The following is an 11,986-nucleotide window of genomic DNA, read 5'->3' on the forward strand; positions in this document are numbered from 1 at the left end:
CGTGCCGCTCGCTGGGCTGTTGGCGCCGGAGGCCGCCGCCGTGAAGGTCGCGGCGAACGCCGCCGACGCGGCGACGAAGGCGGCCGCCCTGGCCGCCGCCGCGAAGAAGGCCGCCGCCGCGAAGGCGGCCGCGGCGAAGAAGGCCGCCGCGGCGAAGGCCGCTGCCGCGAAAAAGGCCGCCGCGCGCAAGCTCGCTCTCAGCGCGCCCGCCAGCTGCTCGGCCTACAGCGGCAACCAGCGCACCGCCTGCGCGCTGCTCCCGTCGTTCGGCTTCGCCACCAGCGAGATGTCCGCCCTCGTTCCGATGTGGACGCACGAGAGCCACTGGAACCACCGCGCCTACAACAGCGGCTCCGGCGCGTACGGCATCCCGCAGGCGCTGCCCGGTTCGAAGATGGCCAGCGCGGGCTCCGACTGGCAGACCAACCCCGCGACGCAGATCAGGTGGGGCCTCGGCTACATCAAGTCCGTGTACGGATCGCCGCGCCAGGCGTGGTCGTTCTGGCAGGCCAACGGCTGGTACTGAGCCCGCGTCAGCGCACGTCCTCCGGCCGGATCAGGCCGTCCTCGATCGCCCGGGCCACCATGGCCGCCTTGTTCGGCGCCGGCCGGCCCACGGTCGCGTACTTGATCCGTGCCCGGCTGATGTACTGGTCCACCGTCTCGACGGACAGGCCCATATCGCGGGCCACCGTGTGCTTCTTGGGGTGCTGGAACCACAGCTTGAGCGCCCGCGTCTCCTGAGCGGACAGCACCGGACGGTTCGGGCTGGAGTCGGCGAGCATCGCGCGCGCCACCGACGGCGTCACGTAGGGGCGGTCCTCGGCAGCCGCGGCCACCACCTCGATGAAGTGGTCGGCCCCCTCGTGCTTGGTCAGGTACGCCGACGCGCCCGCGTCCAGCACCGCCCGGATCGTGGCGTCGGACGTCTCGGCCGAGAACGCCACGACGCGCCGCTCCTGCGCGAGCACGCCGATGCGCGACACCATCGACTCGCCGAAGATGCCGAGGTCCAGGACGAGCACGTGGGCGCGCCGTCCCGGGCCGGCGAGCACCGAGTCGATGCGCACCCCGTACCCCACGAGCTGCAGCCGCTGCTCCGGATCGGCGTCCACCCAGGCCCGCACCCCGGCAAGGACCACCTCGTGGTCGTCGACGACCGCGACCGTTACCGCGCGCACCACGTTGTCCGTACCCACACCGCCTCCTCGTCCCGGCTCCAGCTCACCGTCACCCCCGTGGCTCCGCCTGAACCTGTACCCGCTGATTCGTCTATCCGCATCCCGACGGCGATGTCGGCGACCGCGCTCACCTCGACCTCGTCGGGCATCGCGATGATGGTGATGCGGCAGTCCGTGGCCGCGACCGCCATCAGGTGGATGGGCGCCTCCGTGAGCGCCCGACGCACCACGACCGGCAGGTCCGGCAGCCGGCCCACGACCTCGAGCCCGACGACCAGGCCGCGCCGTTCGGCGATGTCGGCGCACGCCCGCAGCTCGTGCAGCAGCGGACTGTCCGTGTCGTCGCGCTCGGCGATGAGCCGACGCAGGCGCGCCGCCGCGACCGCGGAGCGCCGCCGCACATCCGAGTCCCCGGGGTCGCTGCTGCCGTCGGCCAGTCCGCCGAGGATCTCGCCCATCGAGTGACCGATCTCGTGGTAGCGCTCCTGGCGTGCCTCGTGGATCTGTTCGGCGACCAGCTTGCGGGTCTCCAGCTCCGCGCTGGCCGCCCGCGCCGCGGCCGCCCGGGCGGCGACCCGCTGCATGAACCGGCAGCCCGCGAAAAGGCCCATCTGGATCGCCGTGGCGCCGTAGAGCGTGATCACGAGCCGGGCGGCGTCCACCCGGTCGACGTCGCGGGTCAGCCAGATCGCGACGATGACCGCGACGGCGTTGACGCCGAGCGCGCCGAGCAGCCAGCCGATCGGCGAGCGCCACAGCAGCAGCATGGCCGGCCAGCCGAACGCGGTCCACGCCCAGTTGCCCGACAGGAAGGTGATTTTCGGGCAGGCCGACGACGACACCACCAGCGTGGCGGCCAGCAGCAGCGCGACGCCGACCAGGACCGGGGCCGCGGGCGCGGAAAGCTGCGGCGTGTCGTGCGGCCGGCGCAGCAGGTCGGCGGTCGCCAGACCGATCAGGGCCGCGATCACCACCCAGGCCGCGAGCGGCACCAGTACGTGCGGCAGCTGCGGCCACGGCGTGCGGTACTCGTCGCGGTAGACGATCGTGCCGGACAGGTTGTTCAGCACGTGCCATACGGCGGCCACGATGATCGCCGCGAGCGCCGTCCCCCGGGCGTAGCCGTGCCCGTACCCCGCCGCCGGGCGTGCGTCGGTCGTCATCCCGCAGCCTCCGCTGCGCTGATGATTCGCTCACTACGTTCGCTCATCCCGCCACCCGCTCGGCGGGCCAGTGCAGCCGCCAGCGCGTACCCACGCCAACGGTCGAGTCGACGTCGGCGGCCCCGCCCACGGAGGCCATCCGGCCGACGATCGACTCCCGGATGCCGAAGCGGTGCACCGGCGCGGCGGCGGGATCGAAGCCCTTGCCCATGTCGATCACGTCGACCCGCACCCGGCCGCCGTCCGTGGTGAGGATGAGCTGGGCCTCCATCACCCCGGCGTGCCGGGCCACGTTGCGCAGCGCCTCGGCGGCGCTGGACACCAGCGACTCGGCGACGCGCTTGGGCACGTGGCAGGGCACGAGGTCGTGCGAGACGGTCAGGTCCAGCGGCGGATCGGCGGCGAGGGCCTCGACGCGCTGGTCGAGGCGTACCCATCGTTCCTCGCTGTGCTCGCGGTAGGCGGCCGCGAGATGCTCGATCACCATGAGGTCCGCGGCGGCCCGCTCCGTCAGTGAGGGTGACCGGGCGGGCAGCGCGCCGATGCCGACCAGGGTCAGCGTCGTGAGCGCCGTGTCGTGCAGGACGCGCAGCTGGGCGGTCTCGTCGACGCGCCGGGCCGCCTGCACCTCGGTCGCCTGCCGGCTGCGGTGCTCGGCGGCGATGGCGGCCGACGCGGCGGCGTCGACGCGGCGCAGCACCCGCAGGACGGCCACCGCGCTGATGACCTGGATGACCATGATGGCCGTGTGGTTGAGGCCCTTGCCGGCCAGGCCGGCGACGAAGAACCCCGCCTGGAACGCGACGATGACCAGGACGCCGGCGGGGACCGCCGCCCGGGCCGGCCACGCCATGGCGATGCCGATGATGGTCATCGAGGCGATCGTGGCCACCCAGCCCGAGCCTTCGTCCACCCGGGACAGCGGCGAGATCTGCCCGTTGATGAGGCACAGCCCGACGGTCACCGCGATGTCGCCGATCACCATCGGCGCGATGAGGCCCCGGCGCCACACGACCGGGGCGTGCACGGCGATCCACACCGCGTACCCGGCGATGGTCGCGTAGAGCAGGCCCCGGTTCACCGACCGGTCCGCCGACAGCACCAGCAGCGGGGCGCCGATGACGAGTTCGCCCACGTGCAGGAGCGCGCCGACCCGCGCGGTCATCACCCGCACGGGCCCGGCGGCCGCCACCGTGGCTGCGCCGTCACTCAACGAATCGACCCCTGCCCCACTCCGCGCGCGCGTGCGTCACGTCACCGTTACGGCGCGCAGCGTATCTTTTCCGGGTTACCGAAGGAATCCACGTAACGGCGTCGATACGTGCCGACGGTCGGTCCGCGTCCTCCGCTGTCCAGACCGGTGCCCGGGGGACAACCGGACGGAGGCCCATCGGCGGAGTGGTGACTTCCCACCACAATCCGGAGTGCGTGCCGTCAGGCCGACCGGACCGGCAGGCGCAGCGGGCCGCGGATCGTGTTCGAGGTGCGGCGGCGGACGGCGCCCGCGCGACGCAGGCCGGGCATCCGCTCGGCGAGCACCCGCAGCGCGATCGTCGCCTCCAGCCGGGCCAGCGGCTGGCCCACGCAGTAGTGGATGCCGCCGGAGAACGCCAGGTGGTCGGCGGTCTGCTCGCGCTCGATGTCGAAGCGCCCCGGGTCGGCCCACAGCTGCGGGTCGCGGTTGGCCGCCCCGATCAGCGTCACCACCCACTGTCCCTTGTGTACCGGCCTGCCCTCCAGCTCCAGCGGCTCGTGCGCGACCCGCAGGGTGCGCTGCACCGGCGGGTCGAACCGCAGCGTCTCGTCGACCGCCTTCTCGGCCATGGTCGCGGGGTCCGCGCACAGCCTCTTCCACTGCTCCGGGTTGTCCAGCAGGGCGTTGACCGCGTTGCCGATGAGGTTGACCGTGGTCTCGAAGCCGGCGACGAGCAGCAGCACGCACATCGGGATCATCTCGTGGGGGTGGATCTGGTCGCCCTCGGCGGCCACGAGCCGGCTCACGATGTCGTCGGCCGGCTGCTCGCGGCGCAGCGCGAACAGGTCCTCGAACAGCGTGCCCAGCTCGTTGCGGGCGGCCTGCAGCCGCAGCGCGTGCGGCAGCGACCTGATGCCGTCGATGGCGCCACCGATCGCGGCGCCGTAGCGGGCGAAGTCCTCCGTCCGCGCGTCCGGGATGCCGAGCAGGTCGGTGATGACCGCGATGGGCAGCGGGGACGCCAGCGTCGACACCAGGTCGAACTCCGTCGGCGCCGCGTCCAGCAGGCCGGCGACCGTGCGCTCGACGCGCGGCTGGTAGCCGGCCATCTGCCGCGGGCTGAACGCCGGCTGGGCCAGCCGGCGCAGCCGCGTGTGGTCGGGCGGGTCCAGCTCCAGGAACGACATGTTGATCCCGTCCGGGTGCGGCATCGGCTCGTTCTCGGGCCGCACGCCGAACCGGCGGTCGCGCAGCACCGCGTTGCACACGCGGTGGCTCGTGGTGGCCCAGTTGCCCAGCCGGGTGGGCACGAGCGTGCCGGCCCGGCGCATCCGCTCGTAGATGGCGTACGGGTCGTCGCGGCCCGGCCGCAACCCCAGCAGCGCCATGGGGTCGCGCTTCACATACCCCGCGTACGCGAGCCCGAGCCGCTGCCCGTAGAGCCCGGCGGTGAAGCTGACGAACTGACTGATCTGACCCATCCGTCCCCCTCAGGATGACGCTGGGCCCAGCCCTCGCAGGAACGTGTCCACGGCGAGGCCGGGCGCGTCGCGGGGCGCGAGGTGTCCGGACTGGACGGACTCGGCCGCGACGTACACCAGCGAATAGAACGTCTGCAGCAGCCAGAAGTCGGCGACGTGCGCCCGCAGCACGCCCCGCTCCCGGGCCCGCCGCAGCACGGCGAGCGCCTTCAGCTCGACGGCGGCCCAGCGCGGGCCGATCTCCGGGTCGTGGTCGAAGACGGGGTTGCGCCACAGGAACGCCAGATGCGCCCCGACCGGCACCATCGCCTCGGCGAGCGCGAGCAGCCCGCCGTCATCGTCGCCCGCGGCCCGCTCGGCCGCGTCGATCGCGGCGTCCCACGCCGCCAGCGACCGGCCGCCGACGGCGCGCAGCAGGTCGTCACGTGTCGCGTAGTGCTTGTGCAGTGTCGTGCGCCCGATGCCGGCCGCCTCGGCGACCTCGGCGAGTGACGCCGCGGGGTCGGCCACGAGCACCTCGACGGCGATGTCGAGCAGCGACGCGGCCGAACCCCGCACCAGGCGGACGCGAACACTCATGTTCGCAACTGTACTCTCCTGCTTCTAGTTGAGCTAGAGCGTTCGTTATCGGGCAATCAGGGGCGGGTAGGCACGTTCCACGAGCTGCGTGAACGCGGCGGGGAACCACCCGCCGCGCGGCGGGGCGTTCGGCAGGGCCCCGCTCACCTGCCCGCTCGGGCCGATACGGCCGGGCTCGCACCACCGGTCCAGCAGCCGGTACTCGGGCAGCGTCGGGTCGCTCACCCCGTCGGACTCCCCCGGCGGCTTCACCCACAGGTACGCGTCGACGTGGACCTTCGGCGCGGCCACCGGCCGGACACCCAGCCCGGCGCCGGCCTGGTTGCACCAGTTCGTACGGTCGAGCCGCCGGTCGATGCGCGAGTAGTTCACCGCCTCGTCCACGGTCGTCGGGACCACCGGCGGCGACGCGGGCGGGCCGTTCCAGCCGTTGCGGGACGTGTCGATGACGAACCCGATCGAGGACGGGAAGCCGAGCGACATCAGCTTCGGGTAGAGCGCGGCGGCGAGGTCCGCCTCGTCGAACATCGGGTTCCAGTCGTAGAAGCGCGCCGAGCGCAGCGGCTGCCCGCCGACCGTCAGGTTCGGGTCGGGCAGCGCCGTCTCCTCGACCGGCACGTAGCTGGCCGTGTTGAGCGCGAAGCCCGCCACGCTCGACAGCCCACCCGTCGTACCGCCGACGATCATCGCGAACAGCTGCGTGATCGCCGCGAAGTTGGTGTCCCAGCCGACGATGCCGGAGTTGGCCGCGTCCAGGTACGGGTAGACGTTCGCGATCGGGTCCAGCTTGTTCAGGGCGTACCGCACGCCCTGGACGTACGCGCCCGACTGGGCCGCCTCGGCGCACGCGGGCGTCCCGGTGCCGTAGGCCAGGTAGTACAGCGAGTCCGGCTCGACGATCACCGCGACGCGCAGGCTCGCGTAGCGCGGGTCGGCGAGGACAGCGGCGATCGGATCGACGTACTCACTCCTGTATCTCTGCAGGCCGTTGTCGGCGACGGTCAGCTCGCCGGGCAGCACGAGACTGCCGCACGAGCGGTTCGGCAGGTTCTGCAGGACGAGCGTGACCGCCACCGGCCTGCCGGCGGCCTGCTGCTGGGCCAGCGCCGCGTCCAGGTGGCCACGCAGCCCGCGCCCGGCCGTGATGGACGCGATGCTGTCCAGCCAGACGGCTGTGGGCTGGCGGCCCACCTCGCGCATCGCCCCGCCGAGCGCGCCGCCGGCCGCGTCGGCGGCGGCGGTGACGCGCGCGGTGTAGTCGGGGTTGACGTAGCCGGCCGCACCCAGGAACGGGTTGTCCACCGGCGGGTCGGACGGCAGGCCGCTTGTCGGCGCGGCACTGGTCGGCGCGGCGCTCGACGGGGCCGCGCTTGACGGCGCCGCGCTTGACGGGGCCGCGCTCGACGGCGCCGCGCTTGACGGCGCCGCGCTCGTGGGTGTCACCAACGTGCCCGTGCACACCGTGCCGTTGAGGGTGAATGTCGCCGGCTTCGGGTTGCTCCCCTGCCATCTGGCCTGGAAACCGAAGCGCGCCGAACTGTTCGTGGCGATGCGCGCGTTCCAGCTGGCGTTGGTGACGCTCACCCGCTGCCCGGTCTGCTTGACAACGCCGTTCCACAGCTGCTGGACAACCTGGCCGGCGGTGAAGTCCCACGTCAGCGTCCAACCGTTGACGGGGTCGCCGAGGTTGCGCACCTCGACGTCGGCGGTGAACCCACCCGGCCACTGGTTGACGGCGTAGTCGACGCGACAGCCGGCGGCGGCGCTGGCGGGCGCCGCGACGGCGACGGTGACCCCGGCGGCGACCGTCACCGCGGTCAGGACGGACAGGGCACGGCGCAGCCTCATGGCGCGACTCCTCGGGACGGGTAGGAGTAGACGTCGGTCTATGCCAACTCTAACCCCGACCGGTCGAACCGGACGCCCTGCCAACCGGCCGCGCGGGCCGCCGCCACGTTCACGGCGCTGTCGTCAACGAAAAGGATCTCGTCACCCGTCGCGTCCAGGGCCGCCGCGACCGCCGCGAAGGCCGCCGGATCGGGCTTGCGCCCTTCCAGCCGCCACGAGAAGAAAAGATGGTCGAACGGCGCGAACGCGTCCGGGTGCAACCGCGGCAGCACCTCCTCCTCCAGCGGCCCGTTGTTGGTGAACAGCGACAGCGTCCGCCCGCCGCGCCCACCCACGACCGTCGCCAGCACCGCCGGGTCCGGCTCGAACGCCGAGCACCACGCCTCGTCCAGCTCGGCGTCGCCGCCGTCGAACCCGACGAGCGCCCGGATCCGCGCCCGCACCCGCGCCGCCGACGCGTACCGCCCGGAGTCGCAGTCGGCGCTGAACCCCGACTCCCACAGCAGCTCGTGGACCCGCCCGGCCGGCAGCCCGAACACGCCGGCCAGCACGTCGAGCCGCTTGGCGTGATCGAACCGGAACAGCACCCCGCCGAGGTCAACCACAAGATGGGTCACGCTCACGCCGCCACCTCACGGATCTCATTCAGGAGTACGCCCAGGTCGGCGCTTGTCGTGGCCGGACTGAGCACGCAGGCGCGCAGAGCCTCGACGTTGCCGAGGCGGGTCCCCGTCAGGAAGGCGCGCCCGCGACGCTGCACTGCCGCGGGAATGGCCCGGTTGAGCGCGTCGAGATCGGTGGTGCCGTTCGGGCGGTAGCGGAACGCCACCACCGACGTGGTCACCGGCGCGAGCCGCTCGAAGTCGTCCGCCTCGTCGATCATTTCGGCCAGCTTGTGGGCCATGCGGGAAGTCCCCGCCACCAGGCGCGCGACGCCGTCCGCGCCGAGGTGCGCGATGGTGGCCCACGCCTTGAGCGCCCGCAGCGGCCGGGTCTGCTCCGGCCCGTACTCGGAGAACCAGCCGAAGTCGCCGGCGCCCTCGTCGCGCAGGTACGCCGGCACCAGGCTGAACGCGTCGCGGGCCGTCGACCGGTCGCGCAGCAGCACGCACCCGCAGTCGACCGGCACGCCGAGCCACTTGTGCGGATCCAGCACGAGCGAGTCGGCGCGTTCCAGCCCGGCGAACAAGGCCGGCTCGACGACCGCCCCCAGCGCGCCGTAGGCGCCGTCGACGTGGAACCACAGGCCGTACTCGTCGGTGAGGTCGGCGATCGCGGACAGTGGATCGATCGCGCCGGTGTTGACGGTGCCCGCGCTGGCGGCCACGCACAGCGGGCGCAGACCGTCGCGGCGATCCTCCTCGATAGCTCGGCGCAGGGCCGTGACGTCCATGCGGAACCCACTGTCCACCGGCACCACCCGCAGGCCGCGGGCGCCCAGACCGAGCAGCTCGACGGCCTTGCGCAGGCAGCTGTGGCCCTCGGCGGAGACGTAGACGACCATGGGCGGGCGACCCCACAGGCCGTCCTCGCGCGGGTCCCAGCCGTCGCGGCGGGCGCCGGCCTGGCGGGCCGCCGCCACCGCGATGATCGTGGCGATGGACGCGCCGCTGGTCAGCAGCCCGTCGCCCGGGAACCCGACGAGCTCGGCGAGCCACCGGACGACGGTGTGCTCCAGGAGTACCCCCGCATGATCCCCACCCGCGCAGCTGGGGTTGAGCGCGGCCGCGAGCGGCGCGGCGGCTACTCCGGCGGGCGACGGGGGCGAGTTCACCCAGCCGAAGAACCGTGGGTGACCGTTCCCCATGGGGTACGGCATCACGTGGTCGCGGATGTCGTCGAGCAGCGCGTCGAGCGGCCGGCCCCGGTCCGGCAGGGCCTGGTCGGCGAGCCAGGCCCGGGCGCCGGCGGGCACCGGCTGCCATACGGGCCGGTCGACGACGCCCGCGAGGTGTTCGGCGGCCAGCTCAGCGGCGCGACGCAGTTCATCCACCGATCCACTGTAGAGCCGGCCGGGCGGTCGGCACCGACGCTGATCAGATGACCGGCTGCGCGGTAGCGGGCCACTGTGCTCGCGTGCGACGACCGCCGGGGCGTGGTCCGGACGCTGGCGCGGCGCCGCGGCCGTGGGCGTTCAGTTGGTCAATTACCTCAACTGTGCCGCCGAGCCGCCGATCTGGGCGAATATGCGTTCCGCCCGTCGACCCGTTTCCCCGAACGGACGCCGCCGCCTGGCAGCCACTGCCGGCGTCGCGGTGACCGTGGCCGCGCTGATGGCCGGGTGCACCATGATCGACCTGACCAAGACCGACACCGCCGCCGCGGAGATCAGCACACCCGATGCGCCCGGGCCGACATGGCAGATCTACCGGAAGGGCAGCCCCCGGCCCTCGCCCGCGCCGAGTGCCCAGGGTGCCGCCCCGACGCCGGACCTAACCCTGCCCCCGCTGCCGTCCGCGAACGCCCCGGCGCGGACCGCGACCGAGGCGACCCCCCGGTGCGCGGGCCAGATCCGGGCCGGCACGTTCAGCGCGCCCGCCGTCCGACCGAGTGCGACTTCGGCCGTCTTGAGCTGGGAGAACTCCGGCGAGTCGTCCGTCACGGCGTACCGCGTCGCCGCCGTGCTACAGGATCTGGCCGGCAGCGCGGAACCCCCGCTGAACTGGATCACCGTGCCGCCGCTCAAGGGCTGCGGGCTGGTCAGCGCCACGATCACCGGGTTGCGCCCGGGCACCAGCTACGTGTTCTGGCTCGACGCCGTCGTCAAGGTCCCCAGAAGTACGGCCACCCGGGAAGTCATGATCGGCCGGTCCCCGGCCATCCGTCTCCCCACCGGCGGCGGCCGGTAGCTCCCCCACCACGCCGGCACCGTGGAGGTGGTTCGCGCGCTGGCCAACTGTGGTGGGCGCGGCAGGTTTCGAACCTGCGACCCTCCGCTTGTAAGGCGGATGCTCTCCCGCTGAGCTACGCGCCCGAATCGCCCGATCGTGGCCGGTGCGGCCGTCGGCGTTCGAGTCGACAGAGTACCGTGCGGCGCTGGCCAGCCGCGAATCACATTGGGACCCGCCCCATGAGCACGATTCGCAGCGCAGGCCCGTGCCGGCGTGCTGAGGATCCCGCACACCAGCTGGCGATCTCCGCCACCGTGGCGATCACCGCGCCGAAGTCGCGATCGACCGCCCCCACGACCGCCGGATCTTGGATGGAAGGCCGGGATAGCGGGCACTCGACTTTCGCACTCCTGCCCGGACATTCTGTCACCGCCNCTGGGCGCGGCCGAGGTCACCGTGCACGCCCGCCGCCCCGAGGCGGTCGCCGACCTGGAGACCCTCGGCAAGGAGCTGGGCGTCGCCGTGGGCGGCGCCCCCTGGCCGACCGCCGACGACCCGCTGGGCGTGGGCGATGCCGACATCGTGATCTCCACCGTGCCCAAGGGCGTGGCCGACCCGCTGGCCCCCGCGATCGGATGGACCGCGGCCACCGTGCTCTTCGACGCGATCTACGACCCGTGGCCCACCCCGCTCGCGGCCGCCGCGCAGGCCGCCGGCGTGCGCGTCGTGTCCGGCCTGGACCTGCTGCTCGCCCAGGCGGTCGGCCAGTTCGAGCTGTTCACCGGCGTCACGGCCCCCGTCGACGCGATGGGCGAGGCCCTCTTCGCCGCTGCCGCCGCCCGCCGCTGACCGCATCCCACGCGGAGTATGGATCCGTTGGCCGGCACAGCGGCCGCTCGACTTTCGCACTCCTGCCCGGACATTCTGTCACCGCGACCGCGTGGGACCCGCTGACGTTTGGGCCGTCACGCCTGGAACTCAGCGCGAAATTGCCTGCGTAAGGGTCCAAACGTGGGCGTGGCTGCCTGGGCGGCCCGCGAGGGTCGCGGCGGTGGCGGGTCGGNCGACCGCGTGAGACCCGCTGACGTTTGGGCCGTTACGCCTGGAACTCAGCGCGAAATTGCCTGCGTAACGGTCCAAACGTGGGCGTGGCCGCCTGGGCGGCCCGCGAGGGTCGCGGCGGTGGCGGGTCGGCCCGGACCCGGTGCGGCCACGACCTCGGTCGGACACTCCAACGGCGCTCGTCAACGGTGCACGGGTAGCGAGTGCCGGGGGCCAACCCCGCCAACTGTGCACATGTGGTGAGGGAGACGGCCCGTGGCCTCGCCACCTGTGCACATGTGGTGGGCTCCGCCGCCCGCAGCCTCGCCAACTGTGCACATGTAGCGGGCTCCGCGGCCCGCAGCCTCGCCAACTGTGCACATGTGGTGAGGGAGACGGCCCGCGGCCTCGCCAACTGTGCACATGTAGCGGGCTCCGCGGCCCTCNACATGTGGTGGGCTCCGCGGCCCGCTGCCTCGCCAACTGTGCACATGTGGTGAGGGAGACGGCCCGCGGCCTCGCCAACTGTGCACATGTAGCGGGCTCCGCGGCCCGCAGCCTCGCCAACTGTGCACATGTGGTGAGGGAGCGGGGCTCGGCCTCGCCAACGGGGCACAACAGGCGAAGCAGCGGTCGGCCACGCTACCTCCATAACCCCGATCCACCC

Annotated in this window: 10 protein-coding genes, 1 tRNA gene and 1 pseudogene; 3 read left to right on the forward strand and 9 right to left on the reverse strand. The window is 73.0% G+C overall.

Features of this window, described 5'->3' with window-relative positions; genetic code table 11:
• On the forward strand, positions 1–526 hold a 526-nt coding region (locus ABD211_RS04580; protein WP_344126529.1), incomplete at its 5' end, for an aggregation-promoting factor C-terminal-like domain-containing protein.
• A gap of 7 nt (positions 527–533) precedes the next feature.
• On the opposite strand, the gene ABD211_RS04585 is transcribed toward ABD211_RS04580, so the two are convergent.
• The 8 genes from ABD211_RS04585 to ABD211_RS04620 all read right to left on the reverse strand — a co-directional run bounded on the left by ABD211_RS04585 (position 534) and on the right by ABD211_RS04620 (position 9,440).
• Positions 534–1,199, reverse strand: coding sequence for a DNA-binding response regulator (locus ABD211_RS04585; RefSeq protein WP_344126531.1), 666 nt, complete (start codon positions 1,197–1,199; stop codon positions 534–536).
• Positions 1,169–2,344, reverse strand: a complete 1,176-nt coding sequence (locus ABD211_RS04590; RefSeq protein ID WP_344126533.1) for a hypothetical protein — start codon at positions 2,342–2,344, stop codon at positions 1,169–1,171. Before ABD211_RS04590 ends, ABD211_RS04585 begins: the two co-directional genes overlap by 31 nt.
• 43 nt (positions 2,345–2,387) lie before the next feature.
• Complete coding sequence (locus ABD211_RS04595; protein WP_344126535.1) at positions 2,388–3,557, reverse strand: sensor histidine kinase; 1,170 nt, start codon at positions 3,555–3,557, stop codon at positions 2,388–2,390.
• A 221-nt stretch (positions 3,558–3,778) separates the two neighbouring features.
• Positions 3,779–5,020 carry a cytochrome P450 gene (locus ABD211_RS04600; RefSeq protein ID WP_344126537.1) on the reverse strand — a complete coding sequence of 414 codons (1,242 nt, stop codon included), beginning with the start codon at positions 5,018–5,020 and terminating at the stop codon, positions 3,779–3,781.
• Between the two features lie 9 nt (positions 5,021–5,029).
• Complete coding sequence (locus ABD211_RS04605) at positions 5,030–5,599, reverse strand: TetR/AcrR family transcriptional regulator (protein ID WP_344126539.1); 570 nt, start codon at positions 5,597–5,599, stop codon at positions 5,030–5,032.
• A gap of 45 nt (positions 5,600–5,644) precedes the next feature.
• Positions 5,645–7,447, reverse strand: coding sequence for a glycoside hydrolase family 6 protein (locus ABD211_RS04610; protein WP_344126541.1), 1,803 nt, complete (start codon positions 7,445–7,447; stop codon positions 5,645–5,647).
• Positions 7,448–7,485: 38 nt separating this feature from the next.
• Entirely contained in the window at positions 7,486–8,070 is a 585-nt protein-coding gene (locus ABD211_RS04615) for an HAD-IA family hydrolase (protein WP_344126543.1), read from the reverse strand.
• Positions 8,067–9,440, reverse strand: coding sequence for a pyridoxal phosphate-dependent decarboxylase family protein (locus ABD211_RS04620; protein WP_344126546.1), 1,374 nt, complete (start codon positions 9,438–9,440; stop codon positions 8,067–8,069). The genes ABD211_RS04615 and ABD211_RS04620 overlap by 4 nt, the downstream gene beginning before the upstream one ends.
• 262 nt (positions 9,441–9,702) lie before the next feature.
• Here ABD211_RS04620 and ABD211_RS04625 point away from each other — a divergent pair, with 262 nt between their 5' ends.
• Positions 9,703–10,296 carry a fibronectin type III domain-containing protein gene (locus ABD211_RS04625; protein WP_344126548.1) on the forward strand — a complete coding sequence of 198 codons (594 nt, stop codon included), beginning with the start codon at positions 9,703–9,705 and terminating at the stop codon, positions 10,294–10,296.
• Between the two features lie 50 nt (positions 10,297–10,346).
• Here the strand turns inward: ABD211_RS04625 and ABD211_RS04630 are convergent.
• Positions 10,347–10,421, reverse strand: a tRNA-Val gene (locus ABD211_RS04630).
• A 307-nt stretch (positions 10,422–10,728) separates the two neighbouring features.
• Here ABD211_RS04630 and ABD211_RS04635 point away from each other — a divergent pair.
• Positions 10,729–11,127, forward strand: a pseudogene (locus tag ABD211_RS04635) (shikimate dehydrogenase); the annotation flags it as partial.
• Between the last annotated feature and the right edge of the window lie 859 nt (positions 11,128–11,986).

It is taken from the genome of Luedemannella flava, from assembly GCF_039528515.1.
Lineage (GTDB): Bacteria > Actinomycetota > Actinomycetes > Mycobacteriales > Micromonosporaceae > Luedemannella > Luedemannella flava.

Excerpts from the sequence above, each read along its gene's own strand:
- ABD211_RS04590 (WP_344126533.1), bottom strand. The coding sequence starts at position 2,344 with ATGACGACCGACGCACGCCCGGCGGCGGGGTACGGGCACGGCTACGCC.
- ABD211_RS04600 (WP_344126537.1), bottom strand. The coding sequence starts at position 5,020 with ATGGGTCAGATCAGTCAGTTCGTCAGCTTCACCGCCGGGCTCTACGGG.
- ABD211_RS04605 (WP_344126539.1), bottom strand. The coding sequence starts at position 5,599 with ATGAGTGTTCGCGTCCGCCTGGTGCGGGGTTCGGCCGCGTCGCTGCTC.
- ABD211_RS04610 (WP_344126541.1), bottom strand. The coding sequence starts at position 7,447 with ATGAGGCTGCGCCGTGCCCTGTCCGTCCTGACCGCGGTGACGGTCGCC.